This window comes from Clostridium sp., assembly GCF_050717515.1.
In the GTDB taxonomy this organism is placed as follows: Bacteria; Bacillota; Clostridia; order Clostridiales; family Clostridiaceae; genus Clostridium_AD.
On the sequence record NZ_JBOITL010000013.1, the window covers coordinates 151,831 to 174,981 of the forward strand.

The 23,151-nt window shown below is 31.1% G+C and carries 19 protein-coding genes; 3 read left to right on the plus strand and 16 right to left on the minus strand.

The features are described from left to right. Window positions 1–143 precede the first annotated feature (143 nt). The 3 genes from ACREV6_RS04060 to ACREV6_RS04070 all read right to left on the minus strand — a co-directional run bounded on the left by ACREV6_RS04060 (window position 144) and on the right by ACREV6_RS04070 (window position 2,468). The gene (locus ACREV6_RS04060; RefSeq protein WP_216299793.1) at window positions 144–341 is read right to left on the minus strand and encodes a cold-shock protein; all 198 of its coding nucleotides are present in this window, start codon (window positions 339–341) and stop codon (window positions 144–146) included. Between the two features lie 242 nt (window positions 342–583). Then, the gene (locus ACREV6_RS04065; protein WP_431576737.1) at window positions 584–1,954 is read right to left on the minus strand and encodes a VWA domain-containing protein; all 1,371 of its coding nucleotides are present in this window, start codon (window positions 1,952–1,954) and stop codon (window positions 584–586) included. 73 nt (window positions 1,955–2,027) lie between these two features. Next, window positions 2,028–2,468, minus strand: a complete 441-nt coding sequence (locus ACREV6_RS04070) for a GatB/YqeY domain-containing protein (RefSeq protein ID WP_431576738.1) — start codon at window positions 2,466–2,468, stop codon at window positions 2,028–2,030. Window positions 2,469–2,806: 338 nt separating this feature from the next. Here ACREV6_RS04070 and corA point away from each other — a divergent pair, with 338 nt between their 5' ends. Next, complete coding sequence (corA, locus tag ACREV6_RS04075; RefSeq protein WP_431576739.1) at window positions 2,807–3,760, plus strand: magnesium/cobalt transporter CorA; 954 nt, start codon at window positions 2,807–2,809, stop codon at window positions 3,758–3,760. A gap of 93 nt (window positions 3,761–3,853) precedes the next feature. Here corA and ACREV6_RS04080 read toward each other — a convergent pair whose 3' ends face one another. The 13 genes from ACREV6_RS04080 to ACREV6_RS04140 form a co-directional block, all read right to left on the minus strand. Then, window positions 3,854–4,576, minus strand: coding sequence for a metallophosphoesterase (locus tag ACREV6_RS04080; protein WP_431576740.1), 723 nt, complete (start codon window positions 4,574–4,576; stop codon window positions 3,854–3,856). A 286-nt stretch (window positions 4,577–4,862) separates the two neighbouring features. After that, complete coding sequence (locus tag ACREV6_RS04085) at window positions 4,863–6,563, minus strand: methyl-accepting chemotaxis protein (RefSeq protein WP_431576741.1); 1,701 nt, start codon at window positions 6,561–6,563, stop codon at window positions 4,863–4,865. Window positions 6,564–6,790: 227 nt separating this feature from the next. Further along, window positions 6,791–8,527 (minus strand): FAD-binding oxidoreductase, encoded by a 1,737-nt coding sequence (locus ACREV6_RS04090; RefSeq protein ID WP_431576742.1) that lies wholly within the window; start codon window positions 8,525–8,527, stop codon window positions 6,791–6,793. 24 nt (window positions 8,528–8,551) lie between these two features. Further along, on the minus strand, window positions 8,552–10,114 hold the full coding sequence (locus ACREV6_RS04095) for an FGGY-family carbohydrate kinase (RefSeq protein ID WP_431576743.1): 1,563 nt from the start codon (window positions 10,112–10,114) through the stop codon (window positions 8,552–8,554). Further along, complete coding sequence (locus ACREV6_RS04100) at window positions 10,111–10,485, minus strand: DUF1667 domain-containing protein (RefSeq protein ID WP_431576744.1); 375 nt, start codon at window positions 10,483–10,485, stop codon at window positions 10,111–10,113. Before ACREV6_RS04100 ends, ACREV6_RS04095 begins: the two co-directional genes overlap by 4 nt. 19 nt (window positions 10,486–10,504) lie before the next feature. Beyond that, on the minus strand, window positions 10,505–11,758 hold the full coding sequence (locus ACREV6_RS04105) for an NAD(P)/FAD-dependent oxidoreductase (protein WP_431576745.1): 1,254 nt from the start codon (window positions 11,756–11,758) through the stop codon (window positions 10,505–10,507). Beyond that, window positions 11,745–13,487, minus strand: a complete 1,743-nt coding sequence (locus ACREV6_RS04110) for an NAD(P)/FAD-dependent oxidoreductase (protein WP_431576746.1) — start codon at window positions 13,485–13,487, stop codon at window positions 11,745–11,747. The genes ACREV6_RS04105 and ACREV6_RS04110 overlap by 14 nt, the downstream gene beginning before the upstream one ends. An 86-nt stretch (window positions 13,488–13,573) precedes the next feature. Beyond that, window positions 13,574–14,296: a GntR family transcriptional regulator gene (locus ACREV6_RS04115; protein ID WP_431576747.1), complete on the minus strand. Its 723-nt coding sequence runs from the start codon at window positions 14,294–14,296 to the stop codon at window positions 13,574–13,576. A 201-nt stretch (window positions 14,297–14,497) separates the two neighbouring features. After that, entirely contained in the window at window positions 14,498–16,162 is a 1,665-nt protein-coding gene (locus tag ACREV6_RS04120) for a hypothetical protein (RefSeq protein WP_431576748.1), read from the minus strand. A 2-nt stretch (window positions 16,163–16,164) separates the two neighbouring features. Further along, entirely contained in the window at window positions 16,165–16,950 is a 786-nt protein-coding gene (locus ACREV6_RS04125) for an ABC transporter ATP-binding protein (RefSeq protein ID WP_431576749.1), read from the minus strand. Between the two features lie 265 nt (window positions 16,951–17,215). After that, entirely contained in the window at window positions 17,216–18,565 is a 1,350-nt protein-coding gene (locus ACREV6_RS04130) for a S1C family serine protease (protein ID WP_431576750.1), read from the minus strand. A gap of 108 nt (window positions 18,566–18,673) precedes the next feature. Then, window positions 18,674–19,447, minus strand: a complete 774-nt coding sequence (locus tag ACREV6_RS04135) for a hypothetical protein (protein WP_431576751.1) — start codon at window positions 19,445–19,447, stop codon at window positions 18,674–18,676. 262 nt (window positions 19,448–19,709) lie between these two features. Then, window positions 19,710–20,570 (minus strand): YitT family protein, encoded by an 861-nt coding sequence (locus ACREV6_RS04140; protein ID WP_431576752.1) that lies wholly within the window; start codon window positions 20,568–20,570, stop codon window positions 19,710–19,712. A 348-nt stretch (window positions 20,571–20,918) separates the two neighbouring features. On the opposite strand from ACREV6_RS04140, the gene ACREV6_RS04145 reads away from it, so the two are divergent. Together ACREV6_RS04145 and ACREV6_RS04150 are read left to right on the plus strand one after the other, a co-directional pair. Next, window positions 20,919–22,307: an MATE family efflux transporter gene (locus ACREV6_RS04145; protein WP_431576753.1), complete on the plus strand. Its 1,389-nt coding sequence runs from the start codon at window positions 20,919–20,921 to the stop codon at window positions 22,305–22,307. A 17-nt stretch (window positions 22,308–22,324) separates the two neighbouring features. Further along, the gene (locus ACREV6_RS04150) at window positions 22,325–23,104 is read left to right on the plus strand and encodes a TrmB family transcriptional regulator (protein WP_431576754.1); all 780 of its coding nucleotides are present in this window, start codon (window positions 22,325–22,327) and stop codon (window positions 23,102–23,104) included. Window positions 23,105–23,151: the final 47 nt, after the last annotated feature.

Sequence of the window (23,151 nt, forward strand, 5' to 3'; positions counted from 1 at the left end):
GCCTGATTCTTTCTTCCATATAAAAACTCTCGCTAAAAAAAGAGTTACCCATTTATGTATAGATATAGTATATGAAGAAAGAAGCTACCAGAGCGTAGAAAGACCACCTTATAAAAGGTGGTCTTTCTTACTATAAACATTGTTTATATTGCTGAAACCTCTATTGCTTGAAGTCCCTTAGGTCCTTCTTCTGTTTCGAATTGAACTTTTTGGCCTTCTTCAAGGCTTTTTCTTGAATCTTGAATTGCAGATGTATGAACGAATATATCTTTCTCACCTTCAATTTCAATAAATCCAAATCCTTTTTCTGTGTTAAACCATTTCACTGTTCCGATTTTCATTAATTATCCTCCAAATACAAAACATCATTATGTACGATACACTAATTTTGCATCAACAATGTTCCATTAACAATATACCATAACATTCAAAAAATATCAATTTGCCCTAAAGCTTATATAACCTTTAAATCCTTCAAAAACTCTGTTTGTAAGATAATGGCCCCAACACTGCTAGAAATGTTGTATTATTCAACTAATAAAGCATCACCATCAAAATGGAAATACACCTTGCTTTAAATTTTTTAACAGGTTGTTATGCCATAATTATCACAAAGAGCCTGTAATCCTCCATTAAAGCCACTTCCCTCTGGGCTTATTTTCCACTCACTTTTATATCTATAGATTTCAGCTATTACCAGTGCATTTTCTGTACTTAGACCTTCGGAGAATTTGTACGTAAAAACTTCGGACATTGTTTGTGCATCAATGACTCTTAGTTGTCCGTTTTGGAGCAATCTTAAATCTTGACTTCTTTCTTCGGCTTCATCTATTGTGATAGTGAAAGCTAAAGTTTGTATATGATTAGGTACACTATTTAAATCAACCTGTACTACATTTTTAAATGCATTAATAAGACTTGTTCCATGGTCAGCTTTAAGTGCAATACCTCCATCGGAACTTTTGGGATTGTTATAAAATATAAAATTGCTTTCCTCAGTTTTTTTATTATTGTCCATCATAAATATTGATGTATCAATATCCACAGGTTGGTTCGCAGTACTATTTATATCCCAATCTATAGCTATAAGCAGTTTTGATAGATTAGATATACTCTGATTCAAACTCATTTTTTGGCCCTTTTTTATAGTCTTTGAATTTGCTGTATTTAAGTTGCTAATATTACTACTTGTTACATTTACAGTAGCAGTATTATTGAGTTTAGGTGTTGGTGTTACTGGCGGGGTGAAACTAGAAATAAGCCCCTTGGCTCTAACTTTCATTAACCATTCTGGATATTCATTCATTAGTTGCTTATATAACTCTTCATCGCTGATTTTGTCAATGTCATCCACACTGAAAAAGTTGGCGTTATCAATGAATCTTCCGGAAAGTGTGTCTAACTTTTTAAGGAACTTAAACTTCTCATTTCCTATACCTATAAACTGAATAAATATGTTTTCATGGGATAGCTTCTTTATAATATTTTCTGTTTGTTTATGATCAAAATTATCCCCATCCGTTAGAAATATAACATAAGTGGGATAATCTTTTGAAGGGTCACTAACAACATATTTGTCATATACAGCCTTAAGTGGTGGTTCATAATATGTAGCTTTGCCAAAGAAATAGGGCATTACTTGGGTATCAACATACTTATATATACCGTTTAAGGTTACAGGCATTAACTTTCCTACTTTATTAGAAAATTGAAACATATCAAGTTCCCCGTTATCATCAAACTCTAATGCTAGCGGAAGTATTCTTTCTATAATGCTTTGAGCTCGCCCTGTTCTAAAATAATTAGTCATACTTCCAGATGTATCTATGATAAATGCGACCCTTGCCTTTTCACCTGTTAATTTTTTCTTTTCTAAACACACCTTTAGCGTGTTTTTACTTAAATTCACCTTTGATATTGTCTGTTCTTTTGATAGATTTACTGAAGTGCTCATTTACTTTGCCACCTTTCATTATAAGCCTAAACGTCCTTTTAAGTTTTCAAAGTCACGTCCTTGCTTAATAAATTCAAGCCAATAACTCAATCACAAGAGGATTTATCTTCTTGCTATCATACTTTCCCTTTAACTTTGGCATAACAGCCTTCATAACCTTACCCATATCACCTTTTCCTTTAAATCCATTTTCTGCAATAACTTCAATGACAATTGCCTTTGCTTGCTCGTCAGTAAATTGCTTTGGCATATAAATTGTGAACATTTCAATAGCAATCTCTGTTTCAGCTATAATTTCTTCCTTATTAGCTTGCTTCGCATAGCTAAGAGTTTCATTTAATTGTTTAATTGTTTTCTCAATAATTCCGATTAGCTCATTGTCTTCAAGTTCTTTCTTTAAATCCATTTCCTTATATTTAACCTCAGCCATTAAAGTTCTTAAAGCAGTTAGTCTTACCTTATCCTTACTCTTCATATACTTAATAATATCGTCTTTTAATGTTTGTTTTAGCATATGTATGTACCTCCAATTAATTTATATTTTTCAGTAAATTTTCTTATATTATATCTAAATTATACTGATATGTATACATTATACTCTTAATTTGCTCTAAAATACAAACTCACATTATTAATTCAGCCACATTTATCTCATTCTGATATAAAGTTAGATTTTATAGACACAATGTGATACTGTGCTCTATTTATGTTCTTACATTTAGCCTATCATTTCTAAAAATGCCCATAAATATCTGAATTTTTAAAATTATAATGTTATAATATATAGATTAAGCTAGTTAAAAGTCTATGTACATGAAATGGATATGGAAAGACATAAAGGGAGTGATTTTATTGATTACTTATATTAATAATGAAGTTCATGAATTTAACGCCATAGAAAAAGCTTTTGCTAATAAACCATCAAATACAAAAGAAGTGTTTTGGCTTAATATTAATAATCCAACTGATAGTGATTTTAAATTTTTAAAACATAAATTTAATTTTCATCATCTTACTATAGACGACTGCGTCCGTAAGACTAAGCGTAGTAAAATAAATGACTATAAGGATTATCATTTTTTAATTATTACCACATCAGATAGTCATCCAAATAATACGTTTTCTTATAATAACATTTACGTATACCTTAGCTCCAATTATATTATAACAATACATTATGGAGAAAATAAATCAGTAAAGAAAATTATTAATGAAATAGACAAAGGTTTAGACATTGTTTCTAGTGGAAGTGATTTTGTTTTATATCATATTCTTGATGAAGCAATAGACCAATTATTTATTATAACAGATAACCTTGAAGAAAGAATTAACATTTTAGAAGAAGAAACCATGAACAATCCTGTTCAAAATACGCTTAATAATATTATGAGAGTAAAAAAAAGTGTTATAAAGCTGCGACGAGTTATTTCTCCTTTGCGGGAAGTATTAAACACTCTTTTAAGACACGATGATATTATAACTGAGAAATATAGATTATATTTTTCAGATATATATGACCATATACTTCGTATATATGATTTAATTGAATCTGACCATGAAATGGTTACATCTTGTTTAGAGCTTTATTCCTCGCAATTATCTAATTCCATGAACAAAATAATGAAGGTTTTAACTATAATCACTACAATTATGATGCCACTCACAATTATAACAGGAATTTATGGTATGAATTTTGAAAATATGCCGGAACTACGCGCTAAATACAGTTATTTTGTTATTATATTTGTAATGATTTTTAGTTCTTTATGCCAAATTTTATATTTTAAAAAGAAAAAATGGTTGTAACCCTTACGAAAATATACTCATATTTTTTTATTAAAACCAATGCTTACATTACGGGAGGATATTTGTTAAAACGGCATAATAATCCTTCCATCATTATTCTAAATTAATTTCTAAAATTTCTGGCATAGCAAAAAATCTTATGGGTAGCATTCCATTACCTATTCCACGGGTTAATACTATATCTCTATTTTCCTCATGAACTATCTTCTTTAAATACTTTTGACCATATTTTGAAGATGTATATGGTGCATATAATCCAAAAAAATTCATTTGACCTCCATGAGTATGTCCTGATAGCCCTAAATCATAATTAATCAGGTTTTTATAATCACTGAAAAAATCTGGATTGTGGCATATAGCAATAGTGAAATTATTACTATTTTCTTTAAGAATGCTAACTTTTGGCTTTCCTTCAAATAAATCATCTACTCCTACTAGTTCTATATTATCTTCCCCCATATTAATGAATTTCTTTGTATTTTTAAGTAGCTCAAAGGAACTTGAGTTAATTTCATCTAATAGAGCATCCTTCCTATTATAATAATCGTGATTCCCTAGAACAGTATAAATACCTAACTCAGCTTTCAGTTTTCTTAATATTTCAAATTCTTCTTCTAAATACACACTTACGTCCCTCTTGCTTTTTACCGAAATATCTAAATAATCTCCACCTATTATTATAATATCTGCCTGTAGTTTATTAATTCTATTGACTACACTTATTAACCGTTTTGCCCTAAAAAATTTTCCATAGTGAATATCTGATATAAAAATTATTTTAAGTTTTTTAAAAGCTTTTGGTATCTTACTATTCACAACTCTAATCCGCCTAACTCTATAAACTTGAGCCTCAATTAGAATCCAAAATATAAAAAAAAGAAATAAATATATTAAAACATGAAATATATTAGTCATAATTTTGTCCCCTTTTCGCAAGTTTCTCCTTATTGTAACACATGGCCTCCGCTTCCAACATCTTTAGTATTTCCCGAATTTTTAATTATCAGCTGTTTATGCGGCAGCTACAATCTCCAAAAGCTGGATCTCAATTCCATATTCAGTAATTATTACGTTTTTTATACAGACCCACAGTCTGCACTATTTATAACTTGAATTTATTACCTATATCAAGTATTTCTTTAGTCATAGAATTTAATATATGTGCAGTAGCAGAAACCTCTTCTGCTGAAGCATTTAACTGTTCTGATGCTGCTGCAATTTGCTGTGAAGAAGCAGATATTTCTTCTGCAATGGAAGAGCTTGATTCTATTTTATCAATTATAATATTTTTGTCTTTATTTATAATTAAAATAGAGTCGTTGACCTCCACAATTTTAGGAATCACTTCACTCACTGCCCCTAGTATTCCTCTGAAAGAATCAGTTGCGCAGTTAATAACTGTAACTTGATTACTTATTTCTGATTTCATTAAATCAGTAGAGCTAATAATAACCTTATTTTCAATAGAAATAGCATTAATAAGTCCATTTATACGCTGAGATGATTCCTTTGATTTTTCTGCTAATTTTCTAATTTCATCAGCTACAATAGAAAACCCTCTTCCAGCTTCACCAGCTCTAGACGCTTCTATAGCTGCATTCAAAGCTAATAAATTTGTTTGGTCTGAGATATCATTTATTAAAGCAGTTATCTCATTAACCTTGTTTAAATTAATACCTAAGGCATTAAATCTAGTGTTAAAATCTTCAAAAGCCTCACTAACCTTTTTAATTGAATTAATTAAAGTTTCCATCCCTTCATTGCTTTCACTCGCCATAGTATTTATACAACTAGAAGACTCATTTACATTGCTAATTTTCTGCGCAATTAAATTTATTTCGCTTCCAAAACTATTTAACAAGGAAGTAATGTTCATCATATCACTAGCTTGCGTACCCGTTCCACTTGCAACCTCTTGAATTGAATTTGCTATATTTTCTGATACAGAGCTCATTTCATTAGAAATACCCAATAAATTATTAGACGAAGAGTCTACCATTTTAGAACTACCCTGAATCTTTTGTACAATTTCTTTTAGATTTAAAATCATAGAGTTAACATACTCAGCAATTTCACCAAATTCATCCTTAGATTTTACTATACACTCCCCATCTAAGTTACCCTTTGCTACTGAATTTAAGGACGTAGAAATTATACTTATATTTTTCTTTAATGAATTTACAAACACAACTACAAGAATAATTGATAATATCAAAACTGCAATATTTATGACTATAATTTTCAACATTAAATTAATAATAGTATTATTAATACTTGCCTTAGCAACACCTACAAACCAAATTCCAATTACTTTATCCTTGGCGTCTTTTATTGGAACATATTTCGCTTGATATAAACCATTAAGTATTGTAGCTTCACCAATATACTCTTGTCCACTATTTAAAACTATAGTTGCTACTTGATCAGAGACCTTAGTTCCTAGGGCTCTTGTACCATCTGTTTGTAGAACATTAGTTGATATTCTTGTATCCCCTAAAAATATTGTGGCAAGATTACCCGTATTTTTTTTAACTGTATCTACAAAATCCGTGTCCTCATTTATCACTTTATCTCCTTTATACAGAATGCCTCCTTGTACCTTCCACTCTCCTGGATATTTTTGTGACAATAAAGAGTAGCCTACATTACTGGTGGAATTTAATTGACTTTCAATATCTTTAAAGGCCAGGGATCTCATTTCTGTATAAACAGTTATTAATACAAGTGTACTCAATAATACTAAAATAGAAATAAATATACCTAGAATTTTACCTCTTAACTTAATGTTAGAATTTATCTTCATAATTTACTCTCCCCCTTGTTGGATATCCTGCTTATGCAATCTCTCACTATATTCTACAGACATTGCAAATATCCTTCAAATTTATACATATTATGATAAAATATAAGATAATTCAAGAGGAAATACCAAAAAATATAATTTCCTTTTTCGCTACCACCCACCACTTTATAGGCATAAAAAAACCGTACGTTAAGTACGGCGTTTCATAAACATAATTTCATAAGTTACTACTTTATCCTAGTGCCAGGTACCCTCTTTTTATCGCAAGGCAAGTCAATTCCAATAGTTCCACCAGGATTCATTATATTGTTAGGGTCAAAATGATTCTTAAGTGCTCTATACACTTCCATTTGATTTTTTCCAATTTGATCCTCCAGCCAAGGTGCTGTCATCTTGCCAATACCATGATGATGACTCATGGCTGCTCCATATTTTTGTATGTTGTCTAATATCCCATATTGATAATCTAGATATTCATTTATATTATTAATTTTTGCTATGAATATAAAATACAAGTTTGCTCCTTGTGGATAAACATGCGACATATGGGTCATGCATATGGTACTTGGTCTACTCTTACAATACTTCCTTACTCCTTCGTGAACTTCTTTCATAGTATCCCAGGTCACACTGCATTCTAGCGTATCTGTCATTATTCCATAGTCTTGAAGGTCCTCTCTCATGTATGGGTCTCTAAATCTTCCTTTTTCCCATCCTTCCGTTACATATTTAGTAGTATACATGGCACCATATTTTTTACATATTTTGTGAACACTTTTTTTAACAACTTTTGTAAAGGCTTTTTCTCCATCAGTAAATCCAAGGAACATACACTTTTCTCCTCTTTTAAAGCCTTTCATTTCCATAATCTTTTCAATAGGTGTGCCTTCTACTCCGTAAAGTTTCATAGCCACATCTGTTTCCTCTGGGTCTGAGAGTCTAAATACAGATGGAAAACCAAACTGACCTTGCATTATTTCTCTGGCAGCATCCATGCCATCTTGCCAATTTTTAAACATATAAGAAAACTTTCTTTGATTTTCAGGCATATATCTAAATATTTTAAGTGTTGCAGACACTAAAATTCCAAATGCTCCTTCACTACCCATCATTATTTGATCAATGGATGGACCTGTTGCATTTGCTGGATATTCTTCAGTTTTAATTATTCCTGCTGGGGTAACATATTCCTGGCAAATAACCATATCTTCTATCTTCCCAAAGTATGTGGAATTTTGACCAGCTCCCCTTGTAACCACCCATCCACCTACCACCGAAAATTCAAAGGATTGAGGAAAATGTCCACAAGTATATGCCCTTTTTGCATTAAATAGTTGCTTTGCATTATTTAATGTCTCTTCTAATTTAGGACCAGACATACCAGCCTCTACAGTTATTGTTTGATTTACTTCGTTAAATTTTATCACTTTATTCATATGTACTCTCATATCAAGAGTAATTCCAGACTTTGTACACTCTACTCCTCTAGTTACTGAGGATCCACCACCATACACATAGATATTTATCTTTTCATTATTACAATATTTAACTATTTTTTTTATATCTTCACTATCCCTTGGATGAATTACTATGTCCGGCACATTTTCAGCAATTCCTTCCCTTAACCTCATAAGGTCAATCATTGTCTTTCCATATGCAACTTGAAGTCTTGAATACTCATCTTCCAGCACATTTTCCTTCCCTACCATTTCCTTAAATGAATCTATTTGAGCACTTGTAAGTGTAATAGGCAAATTATATGAAACTTCTTCTAGTCCCATTTTCTCTTTTAGTCTAAAATCATCATCTGTCATATTGAATGTACTTTTCATTAGTTCGTAAAGTCTCCAATTGGGATGTTTAAATTCTTTCGGATCCCCCCACCTTAAAATAGACCTGTAGGATTTCTTTGGGGCCGTTCCCTCGTACCAATCTGGTGTAAATCCTGTGTATTTTTTGCTCATAATTTATTCCCCCTCAAACCTATTTTATATACTAGGATAGTTAGTAATTTTTTTTATTTCCTTAAACAAACTTTCTAACTTTGGATATATTTTACAATACACTTTTTTATATAGTTTTCTGTATATTTCTGTGTTCTTACTATCCGGTTCAAATGTACTAGTATAATGAACCATATTGCTTACCGCTTCTTCATAACTTTCGAATATTTTCAGCCCCACAAATCCATTAATTGCTGCGCCTAGCCCAGATGTTTCATAGGTTTGTCCGCGAAGCACAGGTCTATTAAACATATCAGCGGTTATCTGACATATAGCATCACTTTGAGAACCTCCACCAGAAACTATTACTGTTTTTACTTTTACTTTAGATTTCTTCTCTATCTTTTCCAGTCCATCAATTAAAGCATAATTTATTCCTTCTATTATTGCTCTATAAATATGAGCTCTAGTATGTACATCCCCAAACCCAATAAGTGAACCTTTAGCCTCTAGCATCTTCAGCCCCGGTCCCCAGAAAGGTTGAAGTATAAGTCCTTGAGATCCTGGAGGAATATCATTTAATTTTTCATTAAGTATACTCTCAGGAGATATTCCCCTTTCTTTAGCCTCTACCACTTCTCTTGCACAAAACTCTTTTTTAAACCAACTTATCATCCAATATCCTCTAAATATTTCCACCTCAGGATTGTAATATCCCGGTATAGACGCAGGGTAAGGTGGCATAAACTGAAGCGGTTCCATATATGACTTTGAAGTAATCTGAACTGTGGCAGTAGTTCCAAAACTCATGCTGGCAGTAGAAGGATCTAGGCACCCTACTCCCAGTGTTTCGCAACCTTTATCTGAACCTGCTGCTATAACTGGGATACCTTCTTTTATTCCCGTAGCCTCAGCTGTACACGCTGTAACCCCCGAAATTATTTCTCCAGGCTGGACTAAATCATATAGTTTTTCCCTTTCTATTCCAAACATTTTCCACCTGTAACTTATTTTAGACTTTGGCCAACATTGGTTTTTATAGTCAAAGGGTACATGACCAATCTGGCTAGCTACAGAATCTACAAATTTACCAGTAAGTTTAAAAATAAAATAACCTGATAATAAAAGGTATTTATGTGCTGCTTCCCATTTTTCTGGTTCATTTTCTATTATCCAATTGGATTTTGATTTTCTTCTTGTCATCTCAATAGTCTTATCCATTCTAATGGTTTTAAAAATTGCATTATCATAAAATGCCAGAGGCTCTTCACATTTTGCCATTCTTTGATCCAGCCATATTATTGCTGGTCTTAGTGGCGTGCCTTGTTTGTCAACTATAACCCCGGTATCTCTTTGAGTTGTAACTGTAACTCCAATAATTTTTTCCCAGTCTTTAGGTTGTTTGATTTTTAGTGTTTTACAAGCAGTGCAACAATTATTCCAAAAAACATCTGGATCTTGTTCTGCCCATCCCGGCTCTTTAGAAAAATATGGTTCAAATTCCACCTTTTCTTTCCCAATTATGCTTCCACTATCATCAAATAGTATTGCGCGTACACTTTGAGTTCCGCAATCAAGAGTTAGAATATATCCCCCATTACCATTCATTCCTTTTCCTCCCCCAGTAAATAGTACAAATCCGAAGTAGCAATTACATTTACACCTGTATTACTCACATTTTCTATTAGCACATCTCCCACATGCACTGGTTTATCAAGAGATTTTGAGTTTATCTCCTCCATTACATTGAAAATATCTTCTAATGGCACTTCTCCATTTGTTCTCACCGGTAATCTTGGTACTTTTTCAAATATAGTCTTCATTGTTGAGCACACACTCCTTCTAGGGTCAGTAATTTCGTTTATTGCAAATTCCTTTCCCTTAGGGCATTTATTTCCTTTTACCTCATATTCCTGCCCCACTTTGAAAGCGGTGATGCTACACCCGTTCGGACATAATATACATGTGAAATTTTCCATTTAGCTGCCCCCTCTCTCTTTAGTACCCTTCCATAAATATTTCTACCTTTCCACTTGCAAAATCGCCTTCTAAATCCAAATGAGCTCTTTCCATTTCCGGTGGTTTAAGCTTCATATATTTTTTTGAAAATAAAATATTGTCTCCTAATTTAATTGTAACCAGCATGTTATCTTTAACATCCCTAACTCTAAAATATAATACCACACTTTTATTCTTAGAGCTTATATCAATTAATTGAGGCACTACATATAAAAAATCACTTTGCATTTTTACATCTATAAATTTACGAGAAGGAGTAGCTTTAGCATATTCGCCAGCATTTTCTCCAGCTAATTTGCCGCTTTCAGAAACGTAATCCGCTAAATCGTTTACATGCAGTGCATTTCCACAAGAAAACACACCTTCCACGGTAGTCATGAAATTCTGGTCTACCACAGGACCTTTTGTTGCATTATCAAATTTAATTCCTAGCATTTCTGCTATTTCATTTTCTGGTATTAAGCCAACTGAAAGTATTACTCCATCACATTCTATAATTTTCTCTGTACCTTTTATAGGTTGCATGTTATCATCTACCCTAGCTATTTCTACAGCCTCAACCCTTTCATCTCCAAGTATCCTAGTTATAGTAGTTGAAAGATGGAGTGGTATACTAAAGTCTTTTAAACATTGAGCAATATTTCTTGAAAGTCCAGACGGAGTACTCTTTGCCTCATAAACTCCCAATACCTTTGCACCTTCTAAGGTAAGCCTTCTTGCCATTATAAGACCAATATCCCCACTGCCTAAAATCACACAATTCTTGCAAGGTAAATATCCTTCAATATTAACTAAATGTTGAGCAGTTCCAGCTGTTAATATTCCTGCAGGTCTTGTACCATTTATAAAGACCTGTTTAGCAGTTCTTTCCCTACATCCACTAGCAAGGATTAATGATTTAGTCCATATTTTTTCTATGCCGTTTTTTGAATTTACCATAGTAAGTTCAAAACCAGAATCTGTTTTTTCTACTTTAATCACAAAGGTATTCATTAAAATCGGAATATTCATTTCCGTAACTAATTTTATAAATCTTTCTGCATATTCTGGGCCAGTTAATTTTTCTTTAAATGTAACTAGTCCAAAGCCATCGTGTATGCACTGTTTTAATATTCCTCCTAGTCTTTTTTCTCTTTCAATTATTAGAGTGTTCATGCCCTTATTAGCAGATGCTATGGCAGCCGAAAGGCCAGCAGGACCACCACCCAAAACTATAACATCATATTTCTTCATTTTTATTCACCTCATATTCAGCACTGTTTTTTGTTTCTTCTACTAATATATTTGAGTTATTTCCTTTTTTTGTTATAGCCGTCATAGGTAAACCTGTTTGTTCGCACAATATATTCATAACAGTTGGAAGGCAAAAACCCCCTTGGCATCTTCCCATACCTGCCCTTACTCTTCTCTTAATTCCATCTACAGTATATACTGGTACTAAAGAATTAATTGCATCAATTATTTCACCCTTACTTGTCCCCTCACATCTACAAACAATTTCACCATAGGAAGGATTTTCTTTGATTATTTTACTTCTGGTTTCATAGTCCATATTACTTAAATCAGGGATACCTTTTCTCCTAGGATTCCATTTTTCTTTTGCCTTAACTTCCATAACCTCGGATAGTACTTTGCAAGTTATCTTTTCCACTTCCTCAGCTATGGCTGGTGCGGAGGCAAAACCTGGGGATTGAATACCTGCTGCATAAACTAGATTTTCTACATAATCAGACCTTTCTATAACAAAATCCTCTTCATAAGTAGCAGCCCTTATGCCTGCACAATAGGTAATTACATCTGCTGGACTAAAACCTTTTATTATAGGAAAATGCTTTTTCATTAGTGCATTTATATTATTCATGTTAGTTGTAAAATCTTCAGTAAATGGTTGCTCGTAGGCATCCGGTCCAATTAACACATTTCCATCCACCGTTTTTACTATTCCTCCACCCTTGGTATTTCCCTTTGACAATGCTAGGCTTGGCTTTGCTATAACTCCGTTAATAAGTCTTCCCTTTTTTTTATCAAGAAAAATTATTTCTCCTTTTCTTGGGTGAATAGAAAAAAATTGATCATCTACCATATCTGCAATTTTATCTGCAAACACACCCGTAGCATTAATAACTACTTTAGGATATACAGTTCCCCTATTTGTCTCTACACTTATAATCTTTTCATTACTCTTTTTTATTGAAAGTATCACAGTATTAAGTGAAATTTCAGCACCATTCTCCACTGCGTTTTCAGCATAGGCCACTGTCATCTTATAGGGAGATGTTACTCCTGTTGTATCAAAATGTATAGCTCCAACTATTGGCACTGCAATGTTGGGTTCTCTTTTAAGTACTTCTTCCGCTGACAAAAAAGTTACACCTTTAACGCCCATTTTTTTGGCTCGTATATTTAACACCGGTCTCGCCATATTTAACCACTTATTATCATAAAGAATATTAGAGCCACATCTGATAACGGATACATTCAATTCCTCAGAAATTCTAGTATACATTTCATTTCCTTTAACATTAAATATAGCTCTTTTAGACCCTATTTTGCTCTCAATACCTGGATGTATCATTCCATCATTTCTAGAAGAAGCATGCATTGCCACATCCTCTTCCTTGTCTACAAGTAAAATTGACAGTTTCCATTTAGAAAGTTCTCTTGCTATGGCACAGCCTGTAATCCCCCCCCCAATTATAAGTACATCAAATTTTTTATCTTGAAGAAATTTATCACAACGCTTAGGTTTTTTCATTCCTGGAATTTCTAAATCTTTAACCATAAGTCTGTTTACTACACCTTTATATCCTTGCTTTGTACACATTTTCCCTGCAGTAATTAATTCATCCCAAGTTGAAACTATACCTTCTAGCACAATAGAAGAATGCCATTCACGAAGAGACACATCTATAGATACTTTCTTTCTTATCTCATTTTCAAGTCGATGTAAACTATTACTCAAAATAATCACTCCTTAACATTAGGACGTCCGAACCTCTTGTTCTAATTATTATTATATGAATATTTTGAATATTTTGCAACCTATTTCTATAAATTTTCTATAGGAAAAGAATAAACATTTTCTGGAACAATAAAATTCAAATAGAAAAACGGTTCTTCTAAACCATCAATATAAATCCATCTTTGCATATTCAAAAGATTTATATTTTTTTCTAGCTTAAGCTCTTCAATTTCCTGTTTTGTTGGTGCTTTAAGTTCAATAATCTGATTTACCTTTACAATATTAAGCTTTAAATCCTCAATTATAATTTTTGCTACAGATCCACTAAGATCATATTTATTAAGCGCCTCTTTATATTCATCTTTAAAATAAGAATGCTCCACAGCAATAGGTATACCTTCTGCATACCTTATCCTTTTCATATAATAACAGTCTTTCCCTTCTTTCCACTTCATAGTACTCAAAAGTTTTTTATCTGGAATTATGGTTCTACTATCCATAATAATATTTTTTTGATTTATACCTCGGGCCTTTAATGAAAATGCTAAACTTATAAGCGGTTCAAATCCCAGTGATGGCTGCACTCTACCTACAAAAGTCCCTATTCCCTGTTTCTTATATAAATATCCCTGATTTTCAAGTAGTGATACAGCCTGCCTTACAGTGGCCCTACCAACCTTGTAATCCTCCATAAGTTTTATTTCTGTAGGTATCTGCGAGTCTATCTCCCAGGTACCTTCTTTAATCTTGCTAGTTAGTTCTTCCTTAAGTTGTATGTATAATGGAACGTGCATTTCTCTATCAAACATTATATTCACTTCCTTGTTATATCTAGTGCCACCAAAGTGGCAAGTGGCATCCTATAAACGATCCTTGCCTTTATATAATTATAGCATAAATCCCTTTAATAAATTAATGGGATTTATTAGTTTTTCCTACTAAAATTAAATGGAGAAATAGGTGTAAAATATTGTTGTCATAGCTCTGTGTGTGTGCAATTAGAAAACTCTTTACCTCTCTATATCCTTCCAGTTTTGCTTAAAACTAATTCTCCAAAGAATTACGTTAACTATTAAAAGCACCATCGCATAAACAGCAGCAAATATAATATTATTTCTAATAATTATATGTATTCCAGCAAATCCGCAAAGCAGCAACATCGTCACTATGGATGGGATTATAAGCTTACCACTATCTGCTGTTGCAAATTTAACACTAAAGGGCATTGCCTTATCTGATACTTTAAAATAAACTAATGATGATATTAAAAAAACTAAAAATATTACTATTAAGTCAATAACTATTGAGGGTCCTTTAAGAATCATGAACACTATAGCCTCTAAAATATATATCGGTATTGTTAATTTAAACATGGCCCCTTTTAATGCCCCTTTTAGTATTACCCCAGGATTTCCTATTGGTAATACCTTGTATATAAAGGCCCCTTTATAATTATCACTATTACTTATAAACGCTGTAGAAAAGCATAGTATGAATATAGTGATATACATTAACAAATGAATTTTACCATCATATGATGTTTGAATATTAGCCATAAAGGATTCACCATTACCCATACCCATAAACAAAAACAACACGGGCATAAATAATGCCATTGCAAGCGTTGGATACACTTTAAGCTTTAAATTTCTTTCTGTGGATATCATGTTTTGAGTAAATTTAAATATACTCTTTTCAATTTTACCCTTACAAAAGAGTCCTGCTATAAATTCTTGCCTAGTTGTGCTTCGCTTATTTATAGATCCTCCATTTTCATTTAATTTCTGAAGATTATTTTCAAAATAAGGTACTACTCGTTTTATATAAAGTGTCATTAATATAACAGGCCCTATTATTGCAAGGGTACATAAAAATATTAAAAAAGGTTGTTTATTTCCATCGATGTATATTCCAAATGGTGATGCGAACCACATTGACGGAAGTAGTGCATGATAAAATTTAGGTGCATATTCAATATTCATATTTGTAGCATTAAAAACTCTAGCACCTAGCTGATACCCGATGGCAACTATAAAGGCTAATAATATTTGAAAATAGTTTATTATATCTTTTAGTTTTTCTCCATCAAAAAACTTTAAAACTAAAGTATATAATAATGCCGTTAAAGCTATAACTATTAGTACTATAAGTATGTTTTCTAGGGCAAATAACAAAAAAAATAACACTCCATATTTAAATGTACCAATAGCTAGCGGAATCAAATTTAGTGACAGTGATAACCCCATTAAATATATACATATATGAGTAGTCTTTGCTGCATTAAATGTCTTACTATCGATAGGCCTTGGTAATAATATATTTTTCTCTTTTACATCTAGAAGTACTGCTGAAAAATCAGATATCATAAGTGAAATCATCATAAATAGATTTATACCTATTACAATATTTGTAGATATTATAGCTGGCATATCTTTTGTCATTATTAATCCAATAAAAAGACTTAAAAATACATTGAAGAGCAATAAGTATATATAATTATTCTTATCATTACTCTCATCTGCCTTTTTATTATTTCCCATAACAGTACTTACTCTACGACCATCCATGGTTAGTTTTATCTGCAATATCATTCTCATAGTCTTATAGTTGACACCTGATTTTTTATATAATGATTGAAATTTATCTAATATCTTAAGCACTGTGAAGTCTTTCATATTTACACCTCGCAAACCAAAGAAACAAATTCAATAGCAATCTCTGCATGCTCATTAAAGCCTGTTAGCTGATTGAATATTTCTTCAAGTGAACCTTCCTTCTGATTATTCTTAAGCTCTTCAAAACTTCCATCTGCAACTACTTGTCCATCATTTAAAAGTAAGATTCTATCACTTACCTTCTCGACAACATCCATTATATGTGAAGAATAAAATATGGTTTTCCCTCCCTTTGCAAGTGTTCGCATAACCTCTTTAAACACCATTACACTATTAGCATCTAGCCCACTTAAAGGCTCATCAAAAAACAATATTTCTGGATTATGAATCAAACTACATATTATAAGTAGCTTTTGCTTCATACCTTTTGAATATGAGGATATTCTAGAATTTATAGCGCCCTCAATTCCAAATAAGCCCATCATTTTTTCCGCCCTCTCAATAAGTTTTTTCTCTTCTAATTCATATATTTCACCTAAAAAGCTTAGATACTCATAAGCAGTTAAGTTTTCATATATATCCGCAATCTCCGGTACATACCCTATTTTCTTTTTATATTCTATGCTTCCATCACTTATATCTTGTCCTAATATTTCAACTGTTCCCGTGTACCCTTCTAATATCCCCAGCATTATTTTTATAGTTGTACTTTTACCAGCGCCATTAGTCCCTATATATCCGATTATCTGCCCTCTAGGAATTTCTAGATTTATTCCATTAAGCACCTTTTTACTGCCATAGCTCATTTGTAAATCTTTAATCGATATTATACTTCTTGAATTTTCCATAATAATACTCCTTCAATTAATTATTCATATTTATTTAAACTATTCTATAAAACGCACTGGAGAATTTCTCTTATTTTTAATAAGACTCTAAAAAACTCTACTTATATAATTCAATAACCATATATCATTATCCTTCAATATTTGTAGATTAAAGTAAATTTCCATCTTAGAAAAATAGAGTTAGCGGATAAATGCTTATCCACTAACTCTATTTTTTTTAGATGCATCAACTGTAGCATATTAGTATGAAGACAGGTTTATATAATTAATTAGCCCATGTTCCAAATTCTAATCCGAATTTTTTCAAATTAGAAGTGGGCTTTTTATTAAATAAATCTGATAGCCTTTGGGCTTTTATACTATTGAAATCTTGTTTCTTTACTTTATCTGCAATATCATAAATATGTTCTGCAGAAATTGCAAAATTCAATTCTCCTTCACCTTCTAAACCTGAACTATTTATTCCTACAACTTGACCAGTTTTATTAAATAAGGGCCCCCCAGAATTACCATGGGTTATTGGAATTGAAATTTGAATTTGTTTAACCTTTCCATCATTCCAAAAATTTGATATTATACCTGTTGATACAGTGTTAAATAATCCTTTAGGGCTACCTATAGCTACTGCATTTTCTCCTTTTTTAAGTTTTGACACATCTCCTATTTCTACAGATTGTCCAATCTTCTGTTTTAATTTCACAATAGCAATATCCACCTTTTTATCTCCTGATACTATACCTTCTACTTCATATAGCTTTCCAGTATTTGTCCTAACTATAGCATCAGAACCACCATCAATAACATGGTAATTGGTAACTATTATTCCCGGTGCTATAAAAAAACCACTGCCGATAGCATACTTCTTTTCACCAATTGGTACCAATAACGCAACAGTTTTGGGATCATTAGCCTCTATTATCTGCTCTACTGGCTTCTCTGTTCCCTTCGGTGTAATATTATACTTTTTATCTGCATCTTTGGGAGTAAAATCAGTTAATGTATCCTTAGTCTTAGTTTTTGCATTATATCCATTTTCTTTTTTTGCAATTGTTTCTTGCTGTTGTTTTACATTACTTTTTGTGTCCAGATAGAAATTTTTCACTTGATATGTATCATTATATGGTTCAAGTTCTAATGCATATAAAAAATCAATATTCTTTCTATCTCCACCAGCTTTTGGTACTATACTCATATTTAGATATAGCTTTGCAAGTAACGAAGTTACTTTACCATCTTTTGTATTAATTTTGGTGATATTAAAATCATACTTATTCACTTTACCTTCATATTTTCCAACTAAATATTCATATGATATTGCAGCCGCTACTATATCCGCGTCCTTAGCATACAAATCACTTAAAGTGCTTGTATCAGCTTTTTTAAATCCCCAATCATCATATTTTTTAAAATAAGTATCCAAAAATATTTTTACTTTTGGTTTCTTATCATCATAATTATAGCTATTTTGGTTAATAAGGGTATTTTGAGCAGTAGCTGCAGAACTATTTTTAAAATTGTTAGAATTCGTCTTTACGTCCGCTTTATTAGAACACCCCCCTAATGATAATATTATGCAGACACTGGTTACAATGGCTACTACTTTTTTATTTAACATATATAATTACTCCTTTGTTTGACTAAAATTACTTTGTAATACTTAGATTACAAAGTACAAAAGACTTGAAAACTCAAGTCTTTTGTAATATCTTTACGATTTTTTTTATTAGCTCCTTGGATAATCTTCAAATTGTTGTATTTGAATTGTTACCTCTACTGGATTTTCCTTATATTTAAACCAAGATAAATGTATTTTGCAATATTTGTCAGATGTTTCTAATTGTACATTTGGATTTTTGTTGCTTTTTTGACTTACTAATGTTTCATTTATTTTATTTTGTGCGTCCACTAAGTTCACTTTAGGATAAACAGTTTTTAATATATCCTTAGATTTATCATTTAACTCTATTTTACCATCCTTATTGTCATCACAGAGAGTTAAATTTAGCTCTTCAAATGTTACTTTGTCTTTACTATCATCGTTAAAAAATAAGCCATACTTAACTTTCTTAATGTATTGATATCGCTTTTCATAATCTTTAATTTCTTGTGTGAATTTTAATTGACTTTGTGTTCTTGCTTTTACAAACCCCACTGGAGCTGAATTATCTATATATCTAGAATCTAAAAAAGTACATATTTTATCATAATTGCCTAGGAATTTCTTAGTTGTTTTTAATTTAAAATCAAACTGAGCGTCAGTTTTGGTAAAGTTAGTAGTAACAATTTTTTCTGCATCTAATTTGTTTTTTTGAACCACTCCATCTTCACTTTTAACTGCTTTTTCATCTTTTACCGCTACATCTGTTGTTTTTGTTTCTTTTTTAACCGGTTGTGTTTGCTTGGTGTCTTTTGTTTCTACTTTACTTGTAGTTTTTTTACATCCCGCAAAAGCTACTAAAGATATAATAATCATTAGCATATAAATAATTTTTTTCAATATAGACTCCCCTTTGGATATTGTTTTATTTATACATATTCATCTTTGCAAATAGTTAAATTTTTAACTTTGCTTTGTTTTTTTAATTTACTTAAGAATTCCATAATGTTTTATGCATATATTTACAATATACCACATTTTTTTCTTTTTTTCAAGCTTTTTTTGCATATTTTGTATAATTTTGGCGAAATAATCAACTAACTCCTATAATAACTCACATTCTTTATAAATTATATTAGCATTGCTCACTATTAATAATATTTTATATTAAATCGTTTTTAAATCCTTTTCCCCTTACTTCAGATGCATCAACTGTTATCATAAAAGCATCATTGTCTATTTCTTTAACAATTAATTTCAATTCTGGAATCTGATGGAGTGGCACTGTGCAAAATAATATTTTTTCACTCTTACCAGTATAAGCACCTTCCCCATATAAAAAAGTGACTCCTCTATGCATTTTATACAAGATTCCACTACAAATTTCTTTTTCTTTTACAGTAATAATAAGGACTAACTTTTGTTTACCTATTCCAATTATTATTCTATCAGTAACTTCAGCCGTTATAAACATAGCCGCTATAGTATATAATGCACTGGTTACTCCAAAAAAGAATGTAGCTATAGCAACAATTATAATATTAATACAAAATGATATTTGTCCTATTTTAAAGTTATCATGTTTCACTTTTATAAGAGCTGAAATAATATTGAGTCCTCCTGCAGAACCGTGATTGCTGAATACTATTCCTATGCCAATTCCATTTAGTGCTCCACCGTATAAACATAATAACAATGTATCCGTTGTATCAATGGCCCCTTTTAATGGAGCTGTTAAAATTAAAAACATTGAAAACGATATTGTACCTATAAATGTAAGTATAGTAAATCGTTTGTTAAGAAATTTATAGCTTAATAATAATAATGGAATATTTAATAGCAAAACTGAATATCCAGCAGGAAATTTGAACAAATATTGAATAATTAAAGATATCCCCGAAGCACCTCCACTTAAAAGTTTTGCTTTGGATATAAACAAATTAATTGCAAGTGAAGATATCAAACTTCCTACTAATATAAAAAAAATATTCTTAACTATACTTTTATTTATATATTTAATCATTTCGTTTCCACCCCTCGAATAAAATCTACTTTTCAGACTTTTATAATATTATTTTGATAGTTATTTGTGAAAACACAATGAATATTAACCTACTTCTTATATTGTGCCATAACATTAACATATTGTGAAGTGGTTATTGTTATGAAATATCTACGCCCTTTTATAAATATATAAAAGGGCATATTGACAATAGGATAAAAATGTATTATTATAAAATTTAGTTAGTAGTACATAATGTACTACTAACTAAAACACCAAATAAAGTAAGTATCTATTAAGTGTAAATAATCAATAAAAATTAGATTTAAAATACTATCCATAAAATTTATTTAAAGTGAGAGGTGTAGCATGAACAAGAATTATTCTAATGAAAAGTCATATTACAAGACAATGCTGGCAATAGCCATACCGGTTTCTATTCAAAGTTTATTTCAAGCTTCTTTAAGCGTTATTGATCAATTGATGGTAGGGCAATTGGGAGAAGAAGCAATTGCAACTGTTGGCCTTGGATCAAGATTCCCCTTTCTTTTTCTAATAACCTTATCAGCTGTAGGTTGCACAACATCTATTATGATATCTCAATACTGGGGTAAAAAAGATAATGAGAATATATCAAAAGTAGTTTGTGGAAATTTTATATTAGGAATGATTATAACCCTAATATTTTCTTTTATTTCCTTAATATTTTCAAAACAAGTATTAGGTCTATATACTAATGATATGAAAATAGTTACACTAGGAAGTAAGTATCTTATAATCAATGCTCTCGGATATATACCAATGCTTTTAATTACAATTTACGCTGCAGTTCTAAGAAGTACAGGTCATGTTAAATCTCCAATGTATGCAGGTGTATTTGCAGTAGTTTTAAACACACTATTAAATTACTTGCTTATATTCGGAAAATTTGGTTTTCCCGAAATAGGCTTTTTAGGCACAGCCTATGCGACAACTATTACTAGATTACTAGAAGCAGTGTTACTTATAATCTTTACTTATGTCAATAAGTATCCTGGTGCATATAAAATAGTGGATCTGTGCAATATTTCATCTGCATTTATGACAAAAATTCTTATTATAGCACGCCCTTTGTTAATAAATGAATTTTTATGGGCTCTAGGCGAAACTATATATTCAATTATATATGGAAGAATGGGTACCTCTGAGATTGCCTCAATGACCTTGACTTATCCTATTCAAAGCTTAAGTATAGGTTTATTTGCAGGTGTAAGTAGTGCAGCAGGGATTATGATAGGAAATAAGTTAGGACTAGGAGAAAATGAACTTGCTTTTAAATATTCTAAGAAATTCATCAAAATGGGGATTATAGGTTCAGCTGTTTTTGGCATTTTATTGGTAGCTTGTTCAAACTTATATATTTCTGTATTTAATATATCTAGTGACCTAAAAGACTGTACATTTAAATTATTAATTATGTTTAGTATAGTTCTATGGATTAAAGTATCAAATATGATTATAGGTGGTGGAATCTTAAGAAGTGGTGGAAAAACTAAATATACACTTTATTTAGATATGATTGGAACCTGGGGAATTGGAGTCCCTCTAGGTTTTGTTTCAGCCTTTGTTTTAAAACTACCAGTGCACTTCGTTTATTTAATAATTTCAGGTGAAGAATTTGTAAGATTTATTATTGGCCTTAAAATAATGCATTCAAGGAAATGGATGGACAATATAACTGGAGTAAATCCAGAAGTTGTGATAGAAGAAATACTTTAAAAAAGGAGAAAACAAGTATGGATGAAATATTAAGTTTATTAGAAAAGCTGAATTTCTCAAAAACAGAGGCGGCAGTTTATGTTGATTTGTTGAAAAACTCAAGCTTAAATGGATATCAAATTGCTAAAAATCTAAATATGTCTCGTTCCTGCGTTTATTCTGCTTTAGATAATTTATATAAAAAAGGCATTGTGTTTTCACTGCCAGGGAATTCTAAGCTATATAAAGCAGAAAATCCTTCAACGTTAACAAATAAAATGAAAAATGAATTTGTTAAAAGCGCAGATTTATTAGAAGTAAAATTACAACAATTAGAAACCTCCCATTCTGAACAAGGATTTTTAAATATCTCAGGTTATGATAATATTATTTCAAAAGCAAAGGAATTGCTATTAACAGCAGAAAAAGAAGTCTATATAAATACAGACTTTAATTTACAAACATTCTCAGAAGAATTTATTGAACTTGAAAAAAGAGGAGTTAGAATAATTATATTTTCCTTTTCTAATGTTAATGGAGAAAAACTACCAGTAGAAATATATACTCATAATGATGCCAGTTGTTTAGATAAACAAACAAGAATAATGTTAGTTGTAGATTGTAAAAAAACATTAATTGCAGATAAAGGTCCACATAGAGAAGAGTTTTTAGGTACTTTTACAGATAATGTTCTTTTAGTTTCAGTTGTTTCAGAACATATTCATAATGATATATATCTTTTAAAATTAAGAAATAAATATGAAGAGAATTTAATTAACCAGGATATTAAGTTAAATACTATACTTGAAAATAGATAAAAGTTAACATTTATCCAGTAATAGTAGCAAACAGTAGCACGCGATAA

Coding starts and splice junctions, on each gene's coding strand:
- ACREV6_RS04060 (WP_216299793.1), bottom strand. CDS start 341: ATGAAAATCGGAACAGTGAAATGGTTTAACACAGAAAAAGGATTTGGA.
- ACREV6_RS04065 (WP_431576737.1), bottom strand. CDS start 1,954: ATGAGCACTTCAGTAAATCTATCAAAAGAACAGACAATATCAAAGGTG.
- ACREV6_RS04070 (WP_431576738.1), bottom strand. CDS start 2,468: ATGCTAAAACAAACATTAAAAGACGATATTATTAAGTATATGAAGAGT.
- ACREV6_RS04085 (WP_431576741.1), bottom strand. CDS start 6,563: ATGAAGATAAATTCTAACATTAAGTTAAGAGGTAAAATTCTAGGTATA.
- ACREV6_RS04090 (WP_431576742.1), bottom strand. CDS start 8,527: ATGAGCAAAAAATACACAGGATTTACACCAGATTGGTACGAGGGAACG.
- ACREV6_RS04095 (WP_431576743.1), bottom strand. CDS start 10,114: ATGAATGGTAATGGGGGATATATTCTAACTCTTGATTGCGGAACTCAA.
- ACREV6_RS04100 (WP_431576744.1), bottom strand. CDS start 10,485: ATGGAAAATTTCACATGTATATTATGTCCGAACGGGTGTAGCATCACC.
- ACREV6_RS04105 (WP_431576745.1), bottom strand. CDS start 11,758: ATGAAGAAATATGATGTTATAGTTTTGGGTGGTGGTCCTGCTGGCCTT.
- ACREV6_RS04115 (WP_431576747.1), bottom strand. CDS start 14,296: ATGTTTGATAGAGAAATGCACGTTCCATTATACATACAACTTAAGGAA.
- ACREV6_RS04120 (WP_431576748.1), bottom strand. CDS start 16,162: ATGAAAGACTTCACAGTGCTTAAGATATTAGATAAATTTCAATCATTA.
- ACREV6_RS04125 (WP_431576749.1), bottom strand. CDS start 16,950: ATGGAAAATTCAAGAAGTATAATATCGATTAAAGATTTACAAATGAGC.
- ACREV6_RS04130 (WP_431576750.1), bottom strand. CDS start 18,565: ATGTTAAATAAAAAAGTAGTAGCCATTGTAACCAGTGTCTGCATAATA.
- ACREV6_RS04140 (WP_431576752.1), bottom strand. CDS start 20,570: ATGATTAAATATATAAATAAAAGTATAGTTAAGAATATTTTTTTTATA.
- ACREV6_RS04145 (WP_431576753.1), top strand. CDS start 20,919: ATGAACAAGAATTATTCTAATGAAAAGTCATATTACAAGACAATGCTG.
- ACREV6_RS04150 (WP_431576754.1), top strand. CDS start 22,325: ATGGATGAAATATTAAGTTTATTAGAAAAGCTGAATTTCTCAAAAACA.